Here is a 24,866-nt window from a genome sequence, read left to right on the forward strand (position 1 = left end):
CCTCGTTGAGGTACAGCACTGAGGTACACGGCTAAGCGGGCGGACTGACGGGTTACGCGGGCAGGGCCCCACCGGCGGAGACCTGCACGGCCTTCTCGGAATCTTCCTTGCCCCGGCCGAACTTCAGCAGCGCCGAGGCGACCACGAAGGACACTCCGGCGGCGACCGCCACCCCGAGGACCACGCCGAGGTAGTTGCCGCTCGGGGTCATCGCGAGCACGGCGATGATGCTGCCGGGCGACGGGGTGGCCACCAGCCCGGCACCGGTGAGGCTGAAGAACAGGACGCCGGAGGCGCCACCGGCGATGGCGGCGAGCACGAGCCGGGGCTGGGCCAGCACGTACGGGAAGTAGATCTCGTGGATCCCGCCGAAGAACTGGATGATGATCGCGGCGGGCGCGGTCGCGCGGGCCGCCCTGGTGCTGCCGAAGAAGGTGATCGCCAGCAGGATGCCGAGGCCGGGGCCCGGGTTCGGCTCGATCAGGAACTCGACGGCCTTGCCGGCGTGCGCGGCCTGCGCGATGCCGAGCGGGCCGAGGATGCCGTGGTTGACCGCGTTGTTGAGGAAGAGGATCTTGGCCGGCTCGACGATCACCGACACCAGCGGCAGCAGGTGCGCGTTGATCAGCGCCTGCACGCCGTTGCCCAGGCCCTGGGTGATCCACTGGACCACCGGCCCGATGCCCAGCATGCCGAGCACCGCCATCAGGGCGCCGATGATGCCGGCGCTGAAGTTGTCCACCAGCATCTTGAACGAGGGCGCGCTGCGGTGGCCGAGGTGCTCGTCGAACAGTTTCACCAGGTAGCCGGCCAGCGGGCCGACGATCATCGCGCCGAGGAACATCGGGATCGACGCGCCGACCGCGATGCCGATGGTGGCGACGGCGCCGACCACCGCGCCGCGCTGGCCGTGGACCATCCGGCCGCCGGTGTAGCCGATCAGCACCGGCAGCAGGTAGTTGATCATCGGGTCGACGAGCTGGGCGATGTGCGCGTTCGGGGTCCACCCGGCCGGGATGAACAGGGCGGTGATCAGGCCCCACGCGATGAACGCGCCGATGTTCGGCATGACCATGCCGGCGAGCCGGCCGCCGAACCGCTGCACCACCACCCGCGCCTGGACCGACCTGCTCGGTGCCACTTCCGTCTTCGTCATCATTGACCCTTCCCAGCGTTGCGTTCGAGCGGACTGGACCACTGCCGCGTTTCGGGCTCGGCAGCGAGGCGGGAACCGGGTGCGGCCGGCCGGTGGCCGGCTGATGCGCCCGGGCAGAACCATGGCGACGCTCTGGCGATCTTCTTCGGCGCGACGGCAGTACCAACTGTCCACAATGGCCGGTCGGTGGCAGCGCGTCGTGGCCTTGGGTGACTTGGACTTCGTTCACGTGGGTTCCCACGTTGGCACGGTTTGCTTCCGCACACATGTTCCGTGGGTATCGTTGAAGAACAAGAGGAATCTGGTGCTCCGATGTAGACGGTTTGTTGCCAAGGCCACAAACACCACATAACCTCACATCCGATACCGCCTCGTGCGGAAGGAGTCGGCCCGTGTACGCGGAGGAACGGCAGCAGGCAATCCTGGATCGGGCTCGCGCCCGTGGCCGGGTCGACGTCGCGGCGCTCGCCGACGAGTTCGCCGTGACCAGCGAGACGATCAGGCGCGACCTGACCATCCTCGAGCGCCACGGGGTGCTCCGGCGGGTGCACGGCGGCGCGATCCCGGTGGAGCGGCTGGGTTTCGAACCCGCGGTCGCGGCACGCGAGTCCGTGATGATCGAGGAGAAGACTCGGATCGCGAAGGCCGCGCTCCGGGAGCTCCCGGACGAGGGCACGATCCTGCTCGACGCGGGTACCACCACCGCGAAGCTCGCGGACGAGCTGCCGAACGACCGTGAGCTGACCGTCGTGACCCACTCGGTCAACATCGCGCTCACGCTCACCGCGCGCCCGAACCTCACCGTGATGCTGGTGGGCGGGCGGCTGCGCAGCCGGACGCTGGCCACCGTCGACGCCTGGGCGCTGCACGCGCTGAGCGACACCTTCGTCGAAGTGGCTTTCATCGCGACCAACGGCGTTTCGCCGGAGCGCGGGCTGACCACCCCGGACGCCGCGGAGGCGATGATCAAGCGGGCGGCGATCGCGAGCAGCCGGCGCTGCGTCCTGCTCGCCGACCACACCAAGGTCGGCACCGATCACTTCACCCGGTTCGCCGAGCTGAAGGACATCGACACCTTCATCACCGACGCCGGCCTCGACGAGCGGATGGCGGCCGAACTCGGCGAAGCGGGCCCGCGCATCGTCACAGTCTGAGGCGTGGCAAGGAAAACTCCCCCGGTCCCGGCGCATGCGGAAAGCCAGGGCGGGCACCCTGGCTTCTCCGGCACGGTTCTGGAGCACAAGACCTCCGAGGGGCAACTACTGTTACTTCACGTAGTCGGGCAGCACGCGCGGCGGCCAGGAGCCGACCCCGAAGATCCCCATCGAATAAGCCTTGGACACCAAGGCCGGGCGGTTCGACACCTTCAGCTTCCGCAGCAGGGTGCTGACGTGGTACTCGACCCCGCCCCGGCTCAGGTACAGCATCGCCGCGAGCTGCACGGTCGACACCCCCGAGGCGACCCCCTCGAGGATGCGCGCGTCCATGGCGGTGAGCAGCTTCTTGCGGCCGGTCAGCACCTGCGGCTCGCGCTCGTACTTCTCCGGGCGGACCATCACCATGATGCTTTCGACCTGCCCGTTCTCCCCGTGCACGGCGATCCCGGTCAGCTCACCGGCGAACGCCGGCTCGCCCGGGCGCACGGCGACCATCCGCTCGGCGAACCGCACCCGCCGCCCCTCGGTCAGCCGCGCGAACTGCTGCTCGACCTTCTCCCGCACGCTGGGGTGCAGCAGGTCGTAGAAGCTCTGGCCGCACACCTCCGTGGCCGAGCGGCCGAACTGGCGGAAGAAGTCGACGTTCGCCTCGACGACCCGGACCCGGGCGTCGAGGCTCGCCAGGCACATCCCCGACCGGTCGAAGAACGGGCGGAACACGTCGACAGAACTTACGGGCCGGGTCTCCGAAATCGCGCGGCTCGTCCGGGGAACCAAGCTGGCTGCGGCGTCCGTACTCATCGATGACCATTCCTCTCTCCACTGAACTGAAGATCCTGTTGTGCTGGGAAGAACTCACCCCATGTCGTTCTTTTCACACTATGGGCGCGCCCGCCAAAACAAGTCAACAAGAAACCAAGAACAAAGCCAAACACTGTGGTTGTGCGCCCCCATGGTTCGGATGCGGGGGGCGGGGTTCGGTGCGGTTCGGTACCCCGAAGATCGCCGGCGTTCGGCCGGATCCAAGGCCCTGACCAGGTTTTATGGCGCAAAGGGCGACGATCTTGCCCGGACGTACCGATGACCGTGAACTGGACGGCGGGCGTTCACCCGCCGGAAAGACAGCGTTCCAACCGCGCGATTTAATCAACAGTGTGGTGTTGATCGAGCGCACGAGGAAAAGCATCGAGCGGACTTGATGCACATTTAACGTTCGCCATTCCGGGGCACTTCACCGGAAGGCCGCGCGCGGAATTTGGCGACAGCCAGTGACGCGGTTCAGCAAAAGGCACCAAAACGTTCAAGGTGAGCAAAGCGGAAACCGGCTCGAGCCGAATGCGGCGAGAACACCGGCCAAACGATGCGCACGGTGACCTGCCCTCACGTGCGCATCCTCCGGACTCGCCCAGGCGGGCCGAAGGCCCTGACCTCCCGGTTCGCTCCCCTTCCGCTTCGCCGCGCCGACCCGAGCTGCCCGCTGCGCTGAGCACTCGATCGGCTCCCTTACGTCACCCTCTCGAGGACAGTAGTGGCCTTGATGTTGGTTCGCAAGCCCTGTGCATGGTTTTACCTTCGTTTAATCCCGTACTGACCAGAAGCCTCCCCTGACACCCCGCCTGACCAGCACGTACCCAAGCCCTCGGCCGGGCCGGCCGACGCCCGGACCTAGCGGGGATAACCGGCATTTGGGATACGGGGGACATCTAGCACAGGGTGACCAGCAGATGTGGAATCTTATTCGCGTTTGACCGCAACACTTCCGCTACGCAAGTAAACGCAGGCCGATGATCCGGACGAACAGGCATAAACCGACATCAAGTGAGTTGCAAACCAACATTGCCCTCATTACAGTGAGGTCCGCACCGCTCGCTCGAACGGGTTACCCATCACCCGCCGCACCCCGCCTGGGAGACGCCGGAAGGGACGTGATCATCTCGGCTCCGCCGATCAGGTCCGGGACAACCGAAACACCGTTGCGCCACCCGGCCGCCCAGCTGCCGGTGACGCCCCGGCCGGTTTTTTCCCACCCGGCGCCGCCTTCACGGACAACGAGGTCCGGCCCCACAGTGGTCCCCACCCGGTCAGCGCCACTGAGCGGACTTCCCCACCCAGCACCGTTTTCCCCGCTCGCGCACCCAGACGCGCCAGCGAGCCAGCCCAGGTCAGTGTAGGTCCGAGACAGGACGGGAGGCGATCATGTCCGAGCCGGCGGTTTCCGATCGCCCTCCGGCAAGAGTGGTGCGCGCGACCGTGAACCTGTCCCCCGCGCTCCTGCCGAACGGCGGCGCGAGCGCCCCCGCCGAGGCCTTGGTGGAGCGCGCGGGCGAAGAGCAGATCTTCCGCTATGCGTTGGCAGCACTGGATTCCGGGCAGTCCTCGGTGTTCACCCTCACCGGGCGCCCGGGCACCGGCCGCAGCGCGCTGCTCCGCCGAACCGTCGCACTGGCGAGGGCCGCCGGTATCCGCTCCCTTCACGTCCGATGCTCGCGCGCCGACGCGGAACTCCCCCACAGCCTCATCGCTCAGCTCACGACCGCGCTCACCTCGAACCGGCGGCCCGGCCCGGCGGACGGCGCGGGTGAGCAACCCGCCCAGATCGACGAATTCCTTGCCCTGTCCCGGAAACAGCCGTTGTTGATCGCGGTGGACGACGCCCAGTGGGCCGATCCCGCGTCGCGGCGGTGGATCAGCTCCCTGATCCGGCGGCTGCACACCACGCCCGCCGTGCTGGTCTGCGCGGTCCGGGGCGACTCACCCGAACTCGGCGACGAACCCGGGGACGGGCCGTGGCCCGCCGACGGCAGCCAGGTGGTGCCGTCGCGCACGCTGAAACTGCGCCCGCTCAGCGAAACCGGCGTCCGCACGCTGATCGAGGCCGAGTGCCCCGGCCCGGTCGACGAGGAGTTCGTCGCGCACGCGCTGACCACCACCGGTGGCCTCCCGGCCGTGCTCAAGTCCGTGGCCGAACGGTTCGCGCTGCTGGGTTTGCGGGCCGGCGCCGACCAGCTGCCCGCCTTGTCGCTTCGCGCCTCCGAAGCCATGGGGCAGTATCTCGACGACCTCACCGGGGACCTTCCCGCGGACGCGCTCGCCCTCCTGCGCGCGATGGCCGTCGCCGGTGATGGCCTCGACTTCGAGCTCGTGCGGAAACTCGCCGCACCACGGGGCACGCCGACCGCCAGGTCGCTCGGGCTCTTGGTCAGCAACGGCCTCGCGTCCTCTTCGGACGGTCCACGCCCCGCCACCGCGCAGATCGCGGCGAAGGTGCTGGCGGGCCTGCCGGTGACCGTCCGCCGGGACCTCTACGCCCGCGCCGCGCACCTCGGGCACCACGCGGCGATCGCCGACCTCGAACTGGGCCGGCTCCTGCTCGACACTTCACCGATCGGCGAGCCGTGGGTGGTCGAGGTGCTGACGCGAGCGGTCGCTCGCAGCCGTCTCGAGGGCCGCGCGTCGGCCACCCCCGCGCTGCTCTACCGCGCGTTGCGCGAGCCGCTGGACCCACCCCAGCGGCGGGCCCTGCTGGTGGACCTCGCCGCGGCCGAACTCCGGGAGTCCCCGGACGGCAGCGACCGGCGGCTGCAACAGGTTCTGCTGTCCACCGACGGCGCGTCCGACGGCGCCCTGCTGGTCCCCGCCGCCGATCTGCTGTTCTCCCGCGGGGACGCGCCGACCTCCGGGCCGGTGATCGCGACCGTCTGCGCGCGGCCCGACCTCGACCCGGCGGCGCTGGCCCCGTTGATCGCGCTGGGCACACTGGCCGAAGAGGACAGTGCCGGCGAGGAGGCGTTCCCGGCCTACTCCCTGCCCGATCTGCCGGACCTGCCGACCGATCCGGCGCAGGCCGCGGTCGTCGCGTTCCAGCTCGCGTGCCGCGGCCGCGGGCGGGCCAGGGCCCGCGCGCTCGCCCGCGTCGGGCTGAGCCGGGACGGCGACCGGGAACGCCCGCTGAGCACGCGCGTGGCCGCATGCGTCGCCCTGATGTACGCCGACGACACGGCCGAAGCGCTGGCCGGGCTGGACCGGGTGCTCGCCGACGCCCGCCGGCGCGATGCCCGGGCGGCGGCCGCACAGGCGCTCGTCGCGCGGGCGGCGGTAGTCCGGCGGTGCGGCCGGCTGAACGAGGCGGCCGACGACCTGGTCGCCGCGCGGGCCCAGCTCCCGCTCAGCTGCTGGGCCCCGCGAGCGCTGACGGGTCTGCTCGGCCTCGAAATCGCGCTGAACCTCGACCGCGGCCAGCTCGACCTCGCCGCGCGCGCGGCCGCCGTGGAACTGCTCCCGGACGCCGAACACGGCATCGGCTGGTCCTATCTGCTGTGCGCGCGCGGAGCCGTGGACCTGGCTTCGGGCAAGCCGGAAGCCGCGTTGCGGGCATTCCAGGAATCCGGGCGGCTGCTCTCGACGCGGCAGTGGACGAACCCGGCCATCGCGAGCTGGCGCACCCTCGCCGCGATGGCCCACCGAGGCTGCGGCGCGATCACCCCCGCGCTCCGGCTGGTCAGCGAAGAACTTCGGCTGGCCAAGGAATGGGGCGCCCCGAGCACGCTGGGTTCGACCCACCTCGACGCCTGGCGGGCGATGAACGGCACCGAGGCCACGAACGACCTCGAGGAAGCCGTGCGGCTGCTGCGCGATTCCCCGGCCCGGCTGCGGTTCGCCGCCGCCGCGACCGACCTGGCCGCGGTCCGGATCGACGCCGGTCAGCTCGACGAAGCGGCCGCGCTGCTCCGCGAAGCCGAAAAGGTGGCTTCGCTGCACTGGGCGGACGACCTCCGGCTCGAAGTGGCTCGCCTGTCCGAGCTGCTCGCCTCGCGGCGGGCGACCCCGGCCGCCACCGCGCCCGTCTCACCGCACGGAACGCTTACCCAGTCCGAAGAAAACCTCGCCACACTGGCCGTCTCCGGCTGGTCCAACGCGGACATCGCGGACTCGCTCTCGGTCACCACCCGGACGGTCGAGCTGCGCCTGACCAAGATCTACCGCAAACTGGACGTCACCGGACGCGCCGGGCTGCGTGCGGCGCTCGAGCGCGAACCCGTGGAACGCTGAGCTTCCCTCCACGATTTCACCCGCGCGTACCGGCGAGCGCTGCGGAAACCCTGTCCAGGCCCGATAACACTAGTGATTTATCGGCGCCCCATGCGCTTGACTTCCTGTGACGGGCGGTGGCGCCGCCGACCGACCGGTCGATCGACAACCACCACCCCCGTCCTTAAGCTGGTGCACTGCCGTCGAATTCCGTGAGGAGTCTGGACCACGTGCTGCTCGAGCGGGAACCCGAAATCGAGTCGCTGACTGCTTCCCTGCGGGAGGCGCGGAGAGGCCGCGGTCAGCTGCTCGTGCTCGGCGGGCCCCTGGGGGCGGGCAAGTCGCACCTGCTCCACGCGATGCGGGAGCACGCGCTCGGCGAAGGCGTGCCCGCGCTGCAGGCCGGCTGCGCGCTGCCGGAACGCGATTTCGCGTACGGAATGGCGCACCAGCTCGTCGATTCCGCGCTGCTGCTCGGCCTTTCCGAGCCGAAGCCCCGGGCGTTCGCCGAAACGGCCGAAGAGCAGGTGCTGGAGAACCTGCACCAGCTGGTCCGCGAATCGAGCGGGCACACTCCGCTCCTGATCCTGGTCGACGACGCGCATTGGGCCGACGACGCCTCACTCGACTGGCTGAACCGGCTGACCGGGCAGCTCGACGGCCTCTCGATCGTCGTGGTGGTCACGGTGCGCGAAGGCGACCCGCTGAGCGGCCGGCCCGCGCTGCGCGAGCTGGCCGGACGCGCCGCCGGGAACGTCACCCTCGGGCCGCTTTCGCCGGTGGCCACGAGGATCGCGGTCGCCGAGGAGTTCGGCGAGCCCGGCGACGACAGCTTCGTCCGCTGCTGCCACGAAACCTCGGCCGGGCGCCCGCTGTTCCTGATGTCCATCCTGGCCGAGCTGCGCCGGCTCGGCTATCACCCGATCGCCGAGCACGCCGAAGCCGCGCGCCTGCTCCGGCCTTCCGCGCTGCGCCAGCGCATCATGGCCTGCCTGCGGTCCCAGCCCGAGCCGGTGCGGCGGTTCGCGCACGCGCTCGCCGTGCTCGGCGAGCGGGACAGCCGCGACTTCCTGTGCGCGCTGGCCGGCCTCGACCCAGCCGGCTGCGACGCGGCGTCGGACTCGCTGACCCGGCTCGGGCTGCTGGGCCACGAGCCCCCGCACCGGTTCGTCCACCCATCGGTCCGCGACGCCGTCGAGCATTCGATGGCCACCGACCAGTGGGCGGCATTGCACTCGAAGCTCGCCGAACTGTTGCAGGGCTGCGATTCCCCGGCCGAAGACGTCGCCGCGCACCTGGTCCACGCCGACCACCCGCCGGCGCCCTGGGCCGTCGACGTGCTGCGGACGGCCGGGCGCTCGGCGGGAGCGCGAGGCGACTGCGGGGCCGCCACCCGGTACCTGCGGCGGGCCCTGCTGAGCTGCCCGCCCGACGACGCCGGCCGGGCCCGGCTGCTGGTCGACCTGTCCGCCGCGGAGCGCCGTTTCGACCCTTTCCTTTCGGCGCAGCACCTGTCCGAGGCGCTGCCGCTGTTCGAGTCCACTCTGGACCGCGGCCGGGCGGCCGTCCGGATCGAACCGCTGACACTCGGCCGGCATCCGGGGCCGGTGGTGGAACTGCTCGAAGGGCTGCGTGCCGAACTCGGCGACCCGGCCGGGCTGTCCGGCGAGTCCCGCGAGATCTCGCTCAAGCTCGAAGCCCGGGTGCGGTACGCGCGCCACCGTGACCCCGCCGACCTCGCCGACGCCGTCGACCGGCTGGCCGGGCTCGGCGAGCAGCCGCCGCAGGACACGGCCGGCGAGCGTGAGCTGATCGGCTCGCTGCTGTTCGCCGCCACGATGTCGGGCACCGGCTCGGCGCGGGTGACCGAACTGGGCGAACGGATCCTCCGGCACGAACCGGCCGCGCTGGAACAGGTCCACACCGCGACCCCGCTGGTCGTGCGTTCGCTGGTCCTCGCCGACGCGCTGGATGAGGCCGGCGCCTGGCTGGACCTGGTCTCCGCCCAGGAACGCGAGGTCGGTGCCCCGGCCGCCCGCGCGTTCGTCGCGGTGCAGCGGGCGCTGATCGCCGTGCGCCGCGGAAAGCCGGACGAGGCGGCCGGCCTCGCCGGGCTGGCACTGGACCTGGCGAACTCCTCGCTCTCGTCGGCGTCGGAGGGCAGCACGCATGCGCTGGTGCTCGCCGCGATGGGCACCGGCGACGCCACCACGGCCGCCCGGCTGCTCGGCCGCTGCGCCGAGTACAACGCCGGTGGCGCGTCCTGGTTGGGCAAGCTGGTGCGCGGCGGAATCGCCGCCACCGCGGGGAATCACGCGGTGGCGCTGGAGTATTTCCATGCCTGCGGCCGTGAACTCGACGCCGCCGGGTGGCGCAATCCCGAGCTGGTGCCGTGGCGCAGCTGGGCGGCGCTGCTGCACCACCGGCTCGGCCAGCGGGCGGCCGCCGAGGAGCTGATCGAACAGGAGCACGCCCGCACCGTCGAGTGGGGGACGCCGCAGGGCCAGGGCCGGGCGCTGCGGGTCTGGGGCACCATCACCGAGGGCACCGCGGGAATCGAGCTGCTCCGGCGCTCGGCCGCGGTGCTCAACGATTCGGTCAACCGCCTGGAGCAGACCAAAACCGGCCGGCTGCTGGCCCAGCGCCTCGGCCAGAGCGACGCCGAATCCCGCCGCCGACGGGAGCAGGACCACGACACTCCCTGGCTCGTCCCCGCCGCCGGAGGAACGTCCCCGTCCCCGGCGCCCCGCGGCGAGCTGACCGGCTCGGAACGGCGGATCGCCGAGTACGCCGCGCAGGGGCTGACCAATCAGCTGATCGCTGAGGAGGTCGACGTGACTCCGCGTACCGTGGAGAAGCACCTCACCAGCGTTTATCGCAAGCTCGGGGTGCCTGGGCGGAGTGCGCTGGCCGCTGCGCTGGACCGGCTTCCGCCGTCTACATCGGACTGATCAGGCAGCCTGCAGCAGCCGTCCGCCATCGGTCCGGGCACAGACATGGCCGGGGTGCCCGGCCACAGGGCGCTGACGGCCGCGCTGGACCGGCCTCACCCGTCCACATCGGACTGATCAACCGGCCTGAAGCAGCCGTCCGCCGTCGATTCGGGCGCGGACCCGGACCGACTCCGGGCGGATGTCGGCGGGCCGGGGCATCGTGCTGCCCGGCAACGACACTGCCGCGGCGCCCCAAGCAACTCCCTGGCGCAGCGCGGAAAACCCGTGGGCCCCGGCCGCGAGGAAACCGGCCAGCGTCGCGTCGCCGGCGCCGACCGAGCTGCGGACGATCGCGGGTGCCTCGGCGTGCCAGACGCCCTCGCCGTCGACCAGGAGGGCGCCGTCGCCGCCGAGGCTGGCCAAGACCGTTCCGACGCCGGAGTCGCGTAGTTCCCGTGCCGCGTCGCCGATGTCGGCGACCGTGGGCAGTTTGCGGCCGACGACCTCTTCGAGCTCCTCGCGGTTCGGCTTGATCAGCGCGGGACCGGCGGCCACGGCCGCGCGCAGGGCGGGTCCGCTGGTGTCCACCGCGACCCGGATGCCGCGGCCGTCCAGGCGCCGGATGACCTCGGCGTAGAACGCGGGGTCGATCCCGGGCGGGAGGCTGCCGGCGAGCACCACCCACGAGGCGTCGGCGATGTTGCCGAGGATGGCGTCGAGCAGGTCCGAAACCTCGGTGTCGCTGAGGGTGGCGCCGGGTTCGTTGAGCTTGGTGACCGTCGCGTCGGGCTCGACCACGCTCACGTTGATCCGCACCGGGCCGGCCGACGGGACCTGGCACACCTCGATGTCGTAGTCGGTGAGCAGCGCGATCAGCTGCCGGCCTTCGACCCCGCCGGTCGGGACGATCGCCCGGGCCGGCACGCCGTTGGACACCAGCGCTCGCGCGACGTTGACCCCTTTGCCACCGGGCTGGACGTGGACGGCGGAGATGCGGTGCACCTGCCCTCGCAGCAGCCCGGCCACCTCCAGGGTCCGGTCGAGGCTGGGGTTCGCGGTCACGGTCACGATCACTTCAAACCCCCGGTCGGGACGTCTTCACAGCCCCTCGGTGCGGCGAGGGTTCGAGCTTGGTTTTCTACGGTATTGGAGGTGATTTTGCATGGTTTCACGTTGCTTTTCAAGTGTCCGCGGGTCTTCCCACATTAATCAAGTGCTTTCGGGCACGGATGCCGCGGGTAGACCAGCTGGACGACGCCGTGAGCCCGGAAGTAGGTATGTTGCGGTCAGGCAGAAAACCACATAAACTCACACGTCACCGAGTCGAGGGGCCAGAGGTGGTGGAGATGTACGCGGAGGAACGACAGCAGATCATCCTCGAACGCGCCCGCGCCAAGGGCCGCGTCGACGTGACCGCGCTGGCCGACGAGTTCACCGTCACCACCGAAACGATCCGCCGCGACCTGACCGTGCTCGAACGCCACGGGGTGCTCCGGCGCGTCCACGGCGGCGCGATCCCGGTGGAGCGCCTCGGTTTCGAGCCTGCGCTGGCCGCCCGTGAAGGCGTGATGATCGCCGAGAAGGAGCGCATCGCCAAGGCCGCGCTCGCCGAGTTGCCCGACGAGGGCACCATCCTGCTGGACGCCGGCTCCACCACCGCGCGGCTGGCCGAGATCCTGCCCGCGGACCGCGAGCTGACCGTGGTGACCCACTCCGTCAGCATCGCGCTGACCCTGACCACGCGCCCGAACCTGACCGTGATGCTCGTCGGCGGGCGGCTGCGCAGCCGCACTCTGGCGTCCGTGGACGGATGGGCCTTGCAGGCGCTTCAGGACACCTTCGTCGAGGTCGCTTTCATCGCGTCCAACGGCGTGTCCGCGGACCGCGGCCTGACCACCCCGGACTCCGCCGAGGCCATGGTCAAGCGCGCCGCCATCGCCAGCGCGCGCCGCACCGTCCTGCTGGCAGACCACACCAAGGTCGGCAACGACCACTTCGCCCGCTTCGCCAACCTCAGCGACATCGACACGTTCATCACCGACGCGGGCATCGACTCCGCGGTCGCCGCCGAGATCGGTGCGGCTGGGCCTACTGTCATCACTGCCTGACTCCAGCTGACCGGGCCTGCGCTCAGTTGCCGGGAACCGCCGAACCGTCGTGTGCGGAGCCGAGCGAGGCGACCTGCGCGACCAGGCGGGACACGCCCGGCTTCTCCGCGATCGCCTAGCGCGTGTCTGAGAAAGCCGGTCTCGCGGCTGCCGCCGGTAGCGGATGACGCTTTCCCTGCACTCAGTGCAGGGAAAGCGTCATCCGCTCCACCGAGCCAGCCCGCCGCACAGCGACCCGCAACCTTTGCCGGACACGCTCTAGCTGGTCAGGTTGCGCAGCACATCCCGGCCCGCCGTCATCACGGCCTGACCCGCGCGCTCAGTTTCCCGAAGCCGCCGGACCGTCGTGGGCGGAGCCGAGTGACGCGACCAGCCCAGCCCGACCGTCCACACCGAGCTTGCGGTAGGAGTTCGTCAGGTGCTTCTCCACCGCCCGGCGGGACACACCGAGCTTCTCCGCGATCTCCGAGTTCGTCAGGTTCCGCAGCACCATCCCGGCCACGATGTTCTCGGCGGGCGTCAACGCCGCCCGGCCCCCGGCCGCCAATCCCGGCGCCGCGGCAGTTGCAGGCGGGGCCACCTCCTTGATCAGCCAGCCTGCCCCACAGGCTTTGGCCAGTTCCTGGCCTTGCCAAAGGTGTTTCGGCCCGTCCGGTCCCCCGGTCTCGACCAGCCGACGACCCAACGTCAGCTGAGCCTTGGCCAGCTCCAGCCGGTCCGCCGATCGGCCCAGGACCTCGACCGACTCGCGGAGCAGGACCACCCCACGGGCGCCGGCGGTGACCATTCCGCGCACCCGGAGCCCGCGGCCGACCGTCGCCGGGGCGCCCCAGGATTCGGCGAGGGCGTGGTGTTCCTCGGCCAGCGCCAATGCGTCGGCTTCGCGGCCCAGGCGGTGGTGGAGGATCGCCGCGCCGGCGCGCCAGTCGTACAGCGCCGGGTTGCGCCAGCCTGCCCGCGCGAGCTGGCGGCCACAGCCGGCGAAGTGGTCCAGAGCGGCTTCCAGATCGCCGGCCGCGGAAGCCAGGAAACCCCGCAGCAGCCGGAAAACGGCACTGGCGCGCGGGTCAGTCCGGTCGTACTGCCACGCCGCGAGGACCTGCTCCCCCAGCGCCGTGTCCGCGGTCAGGATGGCGACGGACGCCTGCGCGGTCAGCGACGCCACGGCGGTCTCCGGCCAGTCGAGGTCGGCCAGCTCCGCCGCGCAGGCCGCGCTCGCCTGGGCCCGGGCGGGCTGCCCGGTGGCCAGGAACACCAGCGCCCGCTCCGCCTGGATCAGCGACTCGGCCGCGACCGCCTGCTGACGCATGGCCTGGGTCAGCGCGAGGTCGAGCCAGCCCGCGATGTCCTCTGTGGAATCCGCCGCGACCAGGATCTCCACCAGCGACGTCAGCGCCGAGTGGACATGCGTGGCCGACGCCGGTTCGCGCTCCAGGATCCGGTGTGCCAGCCAGGACACTTCGGCCGCGGGCAACGCCGCCGAAACCGTGCCGGCCCGCAGCAGCACCACGCCCAGTTCGCGGTCCGCGCCCGTCGACAGCGGCAGCTCCCGGCCCTGCTCCAGCAGCAGCCCGGTCGTGACGGAGACCTCGCGCGGGTTCTCCAGCCGGGCGTGGCGCAGGCGCGCGTCCAGCCGCACCGCGGTCTCCCGGGTCGGGCCGGCCGCGCGGGCCGGATCGCCGAGTTCGGCGGCGACCCCGGACGCGATCCGCGCGGCCGCCGGGTCGTACCGGATCGTGGCCGGCGAGATCAGCACCGCCGCGGCCGCGCGCTCGCCGAGGGTGTCCAGTTCCGGCATCGCCTGGCACACATGGCGAATCGACGACGCCGGGTCCACTCCCCGCTCGGCGACCGCCAGCCCGGCCAGCAGCCGGGCCCGCTCGGACCCGGCACCGGGAACGTGCAGCAGCGCGCGGCGCAGGTACCGCACGGAGTCCTCCGGGCTGCCGCGCCGCAGGCTGATCGCCGCGCCCTGGCGCAGGACGTCGGCCTCCCAGCGGTCCAGCTCCCCGGCGATCGCGCGTACGTGCCCGGCCGCCACCTCGGCCGACGCCCCGGCGGCGTGCAGGGCGCGGGCCGCCGCGCGGTGCAGCCGGTCGTGCCGCTCGACGGACAGCGAGCCGGCAACGGCTTCGGCGATGCGGGAGCAGACGAACCGCGGCGGCTTCCCGTCCACCACCAGACTGAGGCTTTCCAGGGTCAGCAAGGTCTCCGAGACCTCGACCGGGTCCAGCCCGGTGAGCGTGCCGAGCAGGTCCGGCTCGGCCCGGACGCCGAGCACCACCATCGCGCCGGCCAGTTCGCGCACCGAATCCCTGGCGTCTTCGAGCCGGGCCAGGCGCGGTGCCAGCAGCAGTTCCTCGGCCATCGGCAGCACCTGATCGGCGCCGGCCGCGGTCGGCCGGACCCCGGCCGCGGCGAAACCGCCCATCAGCACGGTCAGCAGCTCCGGGTTTCCCGTGGTCATCGCCTGGCACGCGGACGCGAACCCCTCGTCGCAGGGTTCGCCGAGCCAGCCGGTGATGAACTGCGCGGTGCCGGCTGCCGAGAGGTTCGCCGCCCGGACCTCACAGGTCGCGGCCGCCAGTCCGCGTCGCAGCGCCTGGCTCGAGGCGTGCCCGTTGTCCCCGACCGCGCCGGCGATGACCACCCGCAGCCCGTCCAGGCGCTGCGCCAGCCGGCTGAGCAGGTCGGCGGACTCGGCGTCGATCCAGCACAGGTCGTCGATCAGCAGCAGCGTGGTGCGGTCGCCCTCGAGCTCGTCCAGCAGCGGGCCCAGCGAGATCTCCCCGGACGGACCCGGATCCCCGAACAGCTGGCGCACGATGCCGAACGGGAAGCCGTGCTCCGGCTCGGCGCCCACGGCCCGCCGCACCCGGGCTCCCGGCGCGTCCCCGGCCATCCCGGCCAGCGCGTCCAGCAGTGCGGTCCGCCCCGAGCCCCGCGGCCCGCTGACCAGGACCACTGCGCCGGTGCCCGCCGCGGCGTCGCCGACCACGCGGTTCAGCACCGCCAGTTCGGATTCCCGTTCGAGCACGGCCGCCTCAGCCTTCCGCCGACGCGGTGGCGGCGCCGAACAACGGTGCCAGGTCGGCGCGGTTCACCACGCCGAGCTTGCGGTAGACGCTGGTCAGGTGGACCTCCACGGTGCGCAGGGTGACCGAAAGCGTGTCGGCGATCTCGGAGTTGCTCGCCCCGCGCGCGGCGATCCCGGCCACCTTCTGCTCCCGTCCGGTCAGCAGGTCGACCCGGTCGGTGACCCGCGACATCCGGCCGCCGGCGCTGACCAGCAGGGCCCGCGCGGTGGTCGCCGACGCCCAGCCGCCGTGGCGGACCGAAAGGTCGACCGAACGGCGCAGGTGCTCGCGCGCCGCCACCGCGTCGTCGGCCCGCAGCAGCGCCATGCCGAGGAGGGCTTCGGCCCGCGCGTGGTCGGATTTCGCCGGGGTGCCGGCCAGCACCTCGGCGGCCTCGGTGAGCGCGTCCAACGCCCGCGGGCCGCGGGTGATCGTGCCCTTGGCCATCAGCGCGAGCCCCTTCGCCCGGCCGGTGCCCCAGGCCGCGGCCATCTCCTCACCGCGTTCGACCAGCCCGGCGGCCTCGCCGGACCGGCCCAGCCGCGCCAGCAGGCTGGCCGCGTGCAGCCACCACGGGGCGTAGACCGGATTGCTGATCTTGGCCTCGTCCAGGAGCTCGCCGCAGCGCAGGGCGTGGGCCAGTGCCGAGTCGAAGTCCTGGTGGTGCCAGGCCATCGCCGACTTCGCCAGCAGGAAGTAGTGATCGTCCGGGGAAAGCCCGTCGCCGGCCGCCGTCGCTGCCTGGTCGAGCACCGCCTCGGCCCGGTCTATGTCGCCCAGATTGGACAGCACCAGCGCGTGCGTCGCCAGGTGCAGCGTCGTCTTCGGGCCCCACGGCTCCCGCTCGACGATCTCGGCGGCGTCGGCGATGTCGATCGCGGCGTCGGTGATCTCCCCCGCGCCGGCCAGGATCCACGCCCTCGTGCTCAGCGCCAGCAGGTCGGTCCACGGGGCGTCGCGCCGCTCGCCGCCGAGCAGTGCCTTGCCCACCCCGGTGATCGCCTCGTCGAATTCGTCGGCGAGGAACAGCACCGTCGCCGCGCCCGAGGCCGTCCAGCCGGTTTTCGGCTGCGGGCCGCTCAGCGCGCGACGCGCGAAGTCGGCCGCGATGGTCGCGGAAGTGCCGCGCATGGTGGTGATCAGGGCCTGCGCCACCAAGGCCTGACGTTCGGCAGGGGTGTCACCGGGCCGCGCCTGCGGTTCCCGGAGCACGGCGGACGCGGCGGTCCCCCGCAGCCGCACCAGGGCTTCCAGCCGGACCCGCGCTTCGAACTCGTCCGCCGTCTCGGCTCCGCCACCGCCGGTGCCGAGCGCGGCCAGCGCCTCCGACAGCACGACCGTCGGCGCCCAAACCCCGCGCACCGTCAGGGAAATCGCGCCGAGCAGCTCGGCGACCACCGCCCGTGCGTGGGGCTCGCTCACCTGGGGAAGGGCTTCCTCCAGCAACGGCGCCGCCCGCCACGGGTCCACTTCGACCAGCGCCTGCGCGAGCTCGACGCGCGCGCCCACGTCCCCGGGGTCGGTCTCGACCAGCCGGGCCAGGCAACGCAGCGCGAAGCGATTCCCCGTGGCGCGGCCGGCCCTGGCCAGCAGGCCGCGCATCCACGGCTCGTCGAGCGAATCCAGCGCGAGCAGCTGCTCGGCGACGCGCTCGGCCGGCTCCCCCGCGTCGTTGAGGATGCGTGCGGCCCGCCGCCTCAGCTCGCTGCGTTCGGCCTCACCGAGTTCGTCGAGCACTGTCGAAAGGATGTCGAGCTGGCACTCGTCGTCACCCGCGCCGGGAATGGCGTGTCCCTTGAGGAGGGAGAAAGCCGCGACGACCGCCGGGATCGGCAGGCCCGAAAGGCTCGACACCAGCTCGGCGTCGAAAGCCTGCAACACGGCGGCGGCCCGGGCGACCTGTCGCAGCGGTTCGGACCAATGCACCAGCCGCTCCCGCACCGCCACCCGCACCAGGCCGGCGCCGAGTTCGGCGACGCGGGCCGCGCCCGCCTTGTCCGGCCGCACGCCTTCTTCCCGGACCGCGGCGAGCAAACGGAGGAGAAACCGCGGGTTGCCTTCGGATGCCTTGGCGCAGGCCAGGGTGAAGTCCGGGGCCGGCGAGCGGCGCAGCTGCCGCCGGATGACGTCGGCGACGTCATCGTGGCCGAACGGTCCCGGCTCGATCACCTTCGCGCGGCCCGCGGCGGCCACCCCGGCCAGCCGGCGGTCGTACGGGACCGGGCCGTCCGAGCACTCGGCCAGCACCACCAGCAGCGGCAGGTCCGCGCCCCGGCGCAGGAGGAACTCGAACCAGCGCAACGACTTGTCGTCGCAGGAATCGGCGTTGTCGAGCACCAGCACGAGTGGCGCCACGCCGATGCGGGCAAGCGCGAGACGGTGAAGCGCTTGCAGCGCGAGGTATTCGTCGTCGGGAAGCGGATACTCGGGATCGAGCCCCAGCAGCTTCCGGACCGTCGCGTACGGGGCCGGGTCCCCGGAGGCCCGCAGGACCGTGCCGCCGTCGCTGATTCGATCCAGCAGGGCGGTTTTCCCGATCCCCGAAGGCCCGCGCACGATGACCAGCCGGGCGGACCCCGCCCGCGCGCCATCGACCGAGGCGGCCAGCACGGCCAGTTCTCCCGAGCGCCCGATCAGGCCCGGACCGGCTTCCGTGTGACGCGACATGACGGCCCTCCGTCCTATCAGCGCCCTTGGTATATCAGTAAAAAGTGCACACTAAAACAAACCCGGCGCCAAGAGGCAATGATCCTGCACTCACGGGCATTGTCCCGGCCAGGCGGCTGACCACCGGAATTCGAGCCGTTTATGTGCGCTTTTGTCCCCGTCTTCAGAGGATATTCACCGCTGGTTGAGAACAGGGCCATCCGGCGATGCCACGGCCCGAGTTGCCGAGCTACCGCCCGGAGGTTAGCTATCGGCAAAATCGAGTACGGCGCGGCCATTGTGGACGGACGTGGGACGGCGAGACTGTGGACCTCAGGCCAGGCTGGCGCCGTACGCGGCGAGCACGGGCGGCAGCGGCTGGTAGAAGCTGACCTGGCTGTTCCCGCCGGACAGGACGCCGTAGCCGATGCCGCCGGCGAACAACGGGCCGCCGCTGTCCCCGCTCGAGACGGGGATGTCGGTAGCGATCGTGCCGACCACCTGCTTGCCGGCGCCGTAGTCCACGGTCTGGCCCAGGCCGAGCACCTTGCCGCACTTCTTCTTCGTGGTCATGCCGCTGCGGCAGACCGCCTGCCCCACCCGCGGAATGCCCGCGCGCAGGATCCGCTGGGTCCGGCCGTCGTAGAGGTCGACGCTGCTGGGCCCGGAGCCGCCGGCGTCCCTGATGCGGCCGTAGTCGGTCCCCGGGAAGTGGGTGTCCAGGTTTGCGCCGATGTCCTTCCAGTCGAGCCCGTGCTCGGTGCAATGCCCGGCCGTCAGGATGTACCGGACGCCCTTGACGACGATCGCGAATCCCGCCGAGCAGTAGTACGGCTCGCGTCCGGGCCCGGGCGAGACGGTGTACATCGCGTCGCCACCGTGCACAGTGGACTGCTGGTTCGCGCCGGCCGCCGAGGCGACCGGAGAGGCCAGCAAGGTGGCCGTGGCCAAGGAAAGCAGCACCCCGGACAGCCTGCGACCTGAATGGCTGAACATCGACATTTCCTCCCGCTCGGACTTCGGACCCGGCACTTCCGACCAGTCCAGCGGTGGCCGCGCGGCGGCACAATGGTTATCAGTCGGACGAGTGACGCGGTCACCCCGGATCGGGGCCATTACCGCGTCACAGACGGCAATACCGAAATCGACCGCCGGCTATCCGGGAAAGCGCTGTCTGACAAGGAGAACTAACGCGGGCCCGGCGTGTACAGCGCGCCCAGGAACTCCAGCAGCAGCCGCTCACGCAGGGGTTCGGCGGCGGTGGCCAGCAGGGCGTTGATCGGGGCCATCCGGTCGGGCAGGCGGTCGCCGCCGGTCAGGCCCGCCGCGGCGAGCAGGCCGCCGAACTGTTCCGGGGTAAGGGTTTCCGGGTCGAGGGCGGCGACAAACGCGGCCACGTCCGGGTCGACCGGCACCGGTCCGGCCGCCTTGGCCGCGAGCACCGAGGCGGTCAGGTCCGCCAGGAACTCCGTCTCGCTGCCGTGGTTCGCGGCGGTCACGGTCAGGTGCAGGTTCAGCGGTGAGGACCCGTGCGCGAACTGGGGCTGCACGTACCAGCCCCGCGCCTTCATCTCGTCGGCGACGGTGAACAGGTCGAACTCCGCGCCGGCGGCGGTGAAGGCGATCAGGGTCGAGTCCGGGTCGCCGAGGATGCGCAGGCCGTCGATCCCGGCGACGCCCTCGCGGATCCGCGCGACGGCCTCCCGCGTCACCTCGGCCAGGCGCAGGTAGCCCTCGTCGCCGAGGTGGCGGACCACCGCCCACGCCGCGGCGAGCGGGCCGCCGGAGCGGGTGCTCTGCAGCGTCGGGTTCAGCATCGTGTAGCCCGGCCAGTCCGCGCTGGCGAAGTAGTGCGTCCGCCGCAGCCCGGCGTTCGCGTGCAGCAGCACGGAAACGCCCTTCGCGCAATACGCGTACTTGTGCAGGTCCACCGAGAGGCTGGTCACGCCGGGCACGCTGAAATCGAATGGCGGCACGTCGGCGCCGAGCCGCGCGAGGTACGGCAGCACCCACGCGCCGATGCAGCCGTCCACGTGCATCCGGACCCCGCGCGCGGCGGCCGCGGCCGCGATCTCCGGGACCGGGTCGACCACCCCGTGCGCATAGGACGGCGCGCTGGCCACAACGAGCACAGTGGACTCGTCGATCGCCGCCGCCATCGCCGCGGGGTCCGCGCGGAACGTGACCGGGTCCACCGGCACCACGACCTTGCGCACGCCGAACAGGTGGGCCGCCTTGTGGAACGCCGCGTGCGCGGTCTCCGGCAGGACCATATTCGGCGCCGCGAGGCCCGGCCGGGCGTCGCGCGCGGCGAGGACCGCCAGCAGGCAGGACTCGGTGCCGCCGGAGGTCACCGTGCCGACCGTCTCCGCGTCGCCGCCGAGCAGCCCGGCCGCGGTGGCGACCAGGTCGTTCTCCATCCGCAGCAGGCTCGGGAACGCGGTCGGGTCCAGCCCGTTCGCCGAAGAGGCCAGCGCGTACGCCGCCGCGGCAATCTCGTCCACTTCGGACAGACCGCTGTCGTAGACGTACGCGAGCGTGTGCCCGCCGTGGGTCGGGAGGTCGCCGGCGCGCAGCTCCCGCAGCTGCGCCAGCACGTCGGTCACGGCTGCGCGGCCGGCTTCGGCTCCAGCACCTTGCGGCGCAGCAGCGGGCCGGCGAGCGCGACCAGCACGGCCGGCAGCACCGACGACCCGAGCAGGATCGCGGTAACCGCCGAGCCCGGCTGCGCGGCCGTGGCATCGGTGCTGGACACGTAATTGCCCAGCTGCAGCACGATCCCGAACAGCCCGGGGCCCAGCGCCAGCCCGAGCGTCTCCGACGCGGTCCACACCCCGGCCGTGATGCCCGCGCGGGTCTCCCCCGTGCGCTCCTCCTCGGCGGTGATCAGGTCCGGCAGGATCGCCAGCGGGAACACCGAGATCCCGGCGTAGCCCACTCCGGCGAGCGCGACGAAGACCATGGTGACGGCGAACGGCGCCACCTGGGCGAGGATGATCCCGAGCAGCCCCACGGTGAACACCCCGGTGGCGATCCGGAAGCCGTTGAGCTTGCCGTAGCGGCGGCCCAGCCGCGGCCACAGCGGCATGGTCACCAGCGCCGGGCCGACGAACCCGACGAACAGCGCGGTGCGGTAGCCCGGGTCGCCGAGCACGTGCTGCGCGAAATACGGGATCGCCGCCAGCACCGTGCCGACGCCGAGCGCCTGGATGAAGTAGGTGCCCATCAGCCACTTGAACGGCCGCCACTGCGCGATGGTGCGCAGCTGCTGCTTGAAGCTGAGCGCGTTCGGCCGCAGCGAGCCGACCGGCGCCCCCTTCAGGCCGGTGTAGACGCCGATCGTGGCGGCCAGGATGATCACCGCCATCACGATGCCCATCACGCGGTAGCCCGCGACCCCGGCGAGCACGTCGGTGATGGCCGGCGCCGCGCCGCCCGAGACGAGGATGGCGACGGCGAGCACGCCGATCCGCACGCTGGTGAGCTTCGTGCGCTCCTCGGCCGATTCGGTCAGCTCCGCGGGCAGCGCGTTGAACGGCACCTGGAAGAACGCGTACGCGGTGGCGCACAGGAAGAACACGACCACCACGTACGTCGCGTCCGGGCCCGGTCTGCCGAAGCCGGGGTGGGCGAACAGCGCGGCGAACAGGATCGCCACGCCGATGCCGCCGCGCAGCAGGAACCGCCGCCGGCTGCCGGTCTTCACCAGGTCCGCGTCCGACAGCCGTCCGGCCACCGGGTTGAACAGCACGTCCCAGGCCTTGGGCACGAACACGATCACGCCGGCCACCGCGGCGGGCACGGCCATGGTGTCGGTCAGGTACGGCAGGAGGAGCAGTCCGGGCACCGTGCCGAAGGCGCCGGTGACGAACGAGCCGAGCGAGTAGCGGAATCTCGTCCGGCGGGGCAGCGACGCCAAGGGTCCTCCTCGATGGCGGTCCGACGAACGCCATGACTAGTCGATCTTCGCCGGTCCCCGGTAGTGGTCGGGACGAATCGTGCCACCGTCGTAATGCACGGCGCGTACCGGGCCGACCCCGCACCGTCCGCCGCCGCACCGCCCCGGAGTCGCCGCCGCCCGCCCGCCGCCGGTCTTCGCCGGTCAGGACAGCGCGTCGGCCACCTTCGCCAGCGAGCCGGAGTCACCGCGCAGCAGCAGCGTGGTCACCACGGTCTCCTCCCACGCGGCCAGCTCCTCGCGGATCTTCGCGGCCGGCCCGATCAGCGAGGTGTCCTCGACCAGCGAGGTCGGGATCGCGGCGACGGCCTCGGCCTTGCGCCCGGCCAGGTACAGCTCCTGCACCTTGTCCGAGACGTCCGCGTAGCCGAGCCGGGCGAACACGTCGTGGTGGAAATTCACGCCCTTCGCGCCCATGCCGCCGATGTAGAGCGCGAGCGCCGGCTTGATCCAGCTCGCCGCCTCCTCGACGTCGTCGTGCACGATCACCGGGAGCGAGGCCGACACCTCGAAGTCGTCGAACGTCCGCCGGGCGCCCGGGCGCGCGAAACCTTCGGCGAGCGCGGCGCGGTAGAACGCGTCTGCCTTGGGCGAGAAGAACAACGGCAGCCAGCCGTCGCAGATCTCGGCCGCCAGCGCGACGTTCTTCGGCCCTTCCGCGGCCAGGTGGATCGGCAGGTCCTTGCGCAGCGGGTGCACGGTGGGCTTGAGCGCCTTGCCCAGCCCCGCGCCGCCCCGCAACGGCAATTGGTAGAACTGCCCGTCGATCGTCACCGGCTCCTCGCGCGCCAGCACCTTCCGCACGATCTCCACGTACTCACGCGTGCGCGCCAGCGGCTTCGGGTACGGCTGCCCGTACCAGCCCTCCACCACCTGCGGGCCGGAAGCGCCCAGCCCGAGCACGAACCGGCCGCCGGACAGGTGGTCCAGCGTCAGCGCGCTCATCGCCGTGGCGGTCGGGGTGCGCGCGGACATCTGCACGATGTTGGTGCCGAGCTTCACCGTGCTCGTGGACGCGCCGATCCAGGCGAGCGGAGTGAACGCGTCGGAGCCGTACGCCTCGGCCGACCAGACCGAGTCGAAACCCAGCCGCTCGGCTTCGAGCACGGCCTCCAGCGCTCCCGGGGTCGGCCCGCTGCCCCAGTACCCGAGGTGGTAGCCCAGCTTCATGCGCGGTCCTCTCAGACGTTCGGCGAATAGTGCTCCGGCTTCCCCCGCTCAGCGAGCGGCGGCAGGTTCCTTCGTGGAGTCTCGACCAACGGCGCGTCCGCGGCCAGCTCCCCGCGCTCCCGGCGCCAGCCGGCCCGGGCCCGCGGGTGGTAACGGCGCTCGCGCGGGACGAGCTTGAACACCGCGTTGACCAGCTGCCCGGCGCGGCGGTGGCGCCGGGCGTCGCGGGCCGACCAGCGGAAGCCGAGCAGTTCGCGCACCTCCGGGTCGTACAGCCCGACGGTGAGCCAGACGAAGTTCCGCGCGATCAGCACCGAAAGCGGCTTCCACAGCGCGTCCGGCAGCCACGGCAGGAACGGCGGCTTGGCGAGGCCACGCAAGTCCAGCACGTCTCGGGTGGCCTTGTTGTCTTCCAGCACCTCGGCGCACATGTGCTTCCAGTACCGCTGGAAGTCCTCCCAGGACTCCGGGACCGGGCGCATGGTCATGTCGTACATCCGCCACCAGCGGACGTGCTCGTCGAACAGCCGGCGCTTCTCCTCTTCGCCGATGCCGCCCATGAAGTGGTCGGCGATCAGGATGGTGCTGACGAAAAACGTGGAGTGCGCCCAGTAGAAGGTGTCCGGGTCGAGCGCGTGGTAGCGGCGGCCCTTCGCGTCGACGCCCTTGATCCGGTCGTGGTAGCCCCGCACTTCCAGCGCGGTGCGGTGCGCGAGCGGGCCGTCGTAGACCACGCCGCCGATCGGGTAGAGCGAGCGGAACAGCCGCTGCCAGCGTTCCTCGAAGAACCGCGAGTGCTGCTCGACGCCGGCACCCAGGCCCGGGTGCATGTTCTGCATCGAGCCGGCCCACAGCCCGATCAGCAGGCCGCGCCAGTCGCCGAAATAGCGCCACGTCAGCGAGTCCGGGCCCAGCGGCTCCGGTTCGTCCTGGCTCATCGGCGGCTCCTTCGCCCCGTCGGACAACTGACCACGGCTGTTGTCAGGTTAGGATGTGACAACGGACGTAGTCAACTACAGGAGTGCGCATGCCAGGCCGGACGTGGGCGGGCACGACGCTGGACGATCGCCGCGCGGCGCGGCGGGAGCAGCTGGTCGCCGCGGGGCTCGACCTGCTCGGTACCGAGGGCAGCGCGGCGGTGAGCGTCCGCGCCGTCTGCCGGCAGGCGAAGCTCACCGAGCGGTACTTCTACGAGAGCTTCGCCGACCGCGAGGAACTGGTCGCGGCCGTCTACGAGCACGTCGGGGAAAAGGCCCGCGAAGCGCTCGTCGCCGCGGTCCAGGACGCGCCCGACGGCCGGCAGCGGGCCGAGCGCGCCGTCACCGCGTTCGTCGAACTGGTCCTCGACGACCCGCGACTGGGCCGCGTACTGCTGCTCGCGCCGCTGACCGACCCGGCGCTGACCCGCCGCGGGCTGCACCTGATGCCGGTGTTCGCCGCGCTGGTCGGCGAACAGCTCACCCGCGGCGACGAGACCGGCCGCCGGCTGGTGGCGATCGGCCTCGTCGGTGCGCTGACCAACATCTTCATCGCCCACCTCGACGGCACCCTGCACGTCGGCCGCGAGCGCCTGGTGGCGCACTGCGTCCGGCTGGTGCTCGAAGCGGACGAATTCGATCACGGCCACCCCTGA

At 71.7% G+C, this 24,866-nt stretch carries 15 protein-coding genes; 5 read left to right on the plus strand and 10 right to left on the minus strand.

Annotated elements, in window-relative coordinates; genetic code table 11:
• Window positions 1-52 precede the first annotated feature (52 nt).
• The gene (locus OG371_RS40955; protein ID WP_329062051.1) at window positions 53-1,156 is read right to left on the minus strand and encodes a PTS mannitol transporter subunit IICB; all 1,104 of its coding nucleotides are present in this window, start codon (window positions 1,154-1,156) and stop codon (window positions 53-55) included.
• 392 nt (window positions 1,157-1,548) lie between these two features.
• Here OG371_RS40955 and OG371_RS40960 point away from each other — a divergent pair, with 392 nt between their 5' ends.
• Window positions 1,549-2,310, plus strand: a complete 762-nt coding sequence (locus tag OG371_RS40960) for a DeoR/GlpR family DNA-binding transcription regulator (protein ID WP_329062053.1) — start codon at window positions 1,549-1,551, stop codon at window positions 2,308-2,310.
• A 111-nt stretch (window positions 2,311-2,421) separates the two neighbouring features.
• Here the strand turns inward: OG371_RS40960 and OG371_RS40965 are convergent, their stop codons facing one another.
• The gene (locus OG371_RS40965) at window positions 2,422-3,033 is read right to left on the minus strand and encodes a helix-turn-helix transcriptional regulator (RefSeq protein ID WP_329062054.1); all 612 of its coding nucleotides are present in this window, start codon (window positions 3,031-3,033) and stop codon (window positions 2,422-2,424) included.
• Window positions 3,034-4,563: 1,530 nt separating this feature from the next.
• Between OG371_RS40965 and OG371_RS40970 the strand changes: the two genes are divergently transcribed.
• The gene (locus OG371_RS40970) at window positions 4,564-7,362 is read left to right on the plus strand and encodes an AAA family ATPase (RefSeq protein WP_329062057.1); all 2,799 of its coding nucleotides are present in this window, start codon (window positions 4,564-4,566) and stop codon (window positions 7,360-7,362) included.
• 191 nt (window positions 7,363-7,553) lie between these two features.
• Window positions 7,554-10,292: an ATP-binding protein gene (locus OG371_RS40975; protein WP_329062058.1), complete on the plus strand. Its 2,739-nt coding sequence runs from the start codon at window positions 7,554-7,556 to the stop codon at window positions 10,290-10,292.
• A gap of 117 nt (window positions 10,293-10,409) precedes the next feature.
• On the opposite strand, the gene pfkB is transcribed toward OG371_RS40975, so the two are convergent.
• Entirely contained in the window at window positions 10,410-11,342 is a 933-nt protein-coding gene (gene pfkB / locus OG371_RS40980) for a 1-phosphofructokinase (RefSeq protein WP_329062060.1), read from the minus strand.
• Between the two features lie 278 nt (window positions 11,343-11,620).
• Here pfkB and OG371_RS40985 point away from each other — a divergent pair, with 278 nt between their 5' ends.
• The gene (locus OG371_RS40985) at window positions 11,621-12,382 is read left to right on the plus strand and encodes a DeoR/GlpR family DNA-binding transcription regulator (protein WP_091614502.1); all 762 of its coding nucleotides are present in this window, start codon (window positions 11,621-11,623) and stop codon (window positions 12,380-12,382) included.
• A 319-nt stretch (window positions 12,383-12,701) separates the two neighbouring features.
• On the opposite strand, the gene OG371_RS40990 is transcribed toward OG371_RS40985, so the two are convergent.
• The 7 genes from OG371_RS40990 to OG371_RS41020 form a co-directional block, all read right to left on the minus strand.
• Window positions 12,702-15,419 (minus strand): helix-turn-helix transcriptional regulator, encoded by a 2,718-nt coding sequence (locus tag OG371_RS40990; protein ID WP_329062063.1) that lies wholly within the window; start codon window positions 15,417-15,419, stop codon window positions 12,702-12,704.
• Window positions 15,420-15,426: 7 nt separating this feature from the next.
• Complete coding sequence (locus tag OG371_RS40995; RefSeq protein WP_329062065.1) at window positions 15,427-18,126, minus strand: LuxR C-terminal-related transcriptional regulator; 2,700 nt, start codon at window positions 18,124-18,126, stop codon at window positions 15,427-15,429.
• Between the two features lie 312 nt (window positions 18,127-18,438).
• Entirely contained in the window at window positions 18,439-19,101 is a 663-nt protein-coding gene (locus OG371_RS41000; protein ID WP_329062067.1) for a S1 family peptidase, read from the minus strand.
• 191 nt (window positions 19,102-19,292) lie between these two features.
• Window positions 19,293-20,711, minus strand: coding sequence for a pyridoxal phosphate-dependent decarboxylase family protein (locus tag OG371_RS41005; protein ID WP_329062069.1), 1,419 nt, complete (start codon window positions 20,709-20,711; stop codon window positions 19,293-19,295).
• On the minus strand, window positions 20,708-22,024 hold the full coding sequence (locus OG371_RS41010) for an MFS transporter (RefSeq protein ID WP_329062071.1): 1,317 nt from the start codon (window positions 22,022-22,024) through the stop codon (window positions 20,708-20,710). The genes OG371_RS41005 and OG371_RS41010 overlap by 4 nt, the downstream gene beginning before the upstream one ends.
• Before the next feature lie 183 nt (window positions 22,025-22,207).
• Window positions 22,208-23,233 (minus strand): LLM class F420-dependent oxidoreductase, encoded by a 1,026-nt coding sequence (locus OG371_RS41015; RefSeq protein ID WP_329062073.1) that lies wholly within the window; start codon window positions 23,231-23,233, stop codon window positions 22,208-22,210.
• An 11-nt stretch (window positions 23,234-23,244) separates the two neighbouring features.
• Window positions 23,245-24,171, minus strand: a complete 927-nt coding sequence (locus OG371_RS41020; protein WP_329062075.1) for an oxygenase MpaB family protein — start codon at window positions 24,169-24,171, stop codon at window positions 23,245-23,247.
• 89 nt (window positions 24,172-24,260) lie between these two features.
• Between OG371_RS41020 and OG371_RS41025 the strand changes: the two genes are divergently transcribed.
• On the plus strand, window positions 24,261-24,866 hold the full coding sequence (locus OG371_RS41025; RefSeq protein WP_329062077.1) for a TetR/AcrR family transcriptional regulator: 606 nt from the start codon (window positions 24,261-24,263) through the stop codon (window positions 24,864-24,866).

The sequence above is a fragment of the Amycolatopsis sp. NBC_01480 genome, from assembly GCF_036227205.1.
Lineage (GTDB): Bacteria > Actinomycetota > Actinomycetes > Mycobacteriales > Pseudonocardiaceae > Amycolatopsis.

What these genes read in the sequence shown, in the direction of transcription:
- OG371_RS40955 (WP_329062051.1), bottom strand. Translation starts at nt 1,156, where the DNA reads ATGACGAAGACGGAAGTGGCACCGAGCAGGTCGGTCCAGGCGCGGGTG.
- OG371_RS40985 (WP_091614502.1), top strand. Translation starts at nt 11,621, where the DNA reads ATGTACGCGGAGGAACGACAGCAGATCATCCTCGAACGCGCCCGCGCC.
- OG371_RS40995 (WP_329062065.1), bottom strand. Translation starts at nt 18,126, where the DNA reads ATGTCGCGTCACACGGAAGCCGGTCCGGGCCTGATCGGGCGCTCGGGA.
- OG371_RS41000 (WP_329062067.1), bottom strand. Translation starts at nt 19,101, where the DNA reads ATGTTCAGCCATTCAGGTCGCAGGCTGTCCGGGGTGCTGCTTTCCTTG.
- OG371_RS41015 (WP_329062073.1), bottom strand. Translation starts at nt 23,233, where the DNA reads ATGAAGCTGGGCTACCACCTCGGGTACTGGGGCAGCGGGCCGACCCCG.
- OG371_RS41020 (WP_329062075.1), bottom strand. Translation starts at nt 24,171, where the DNA reads ATGAGCCAGGACGAACCGGAGCCGCTGGGCCCGGACTCGCTGACGTGG.
- OG371_RS41025 (WP_329062077.1), top strand. Translation starts at nt 24,261, where the DNA reads ATGCCAGGCCGGACGTGGGCGGGCACGACGCTGGACGATCGCCGCGCG.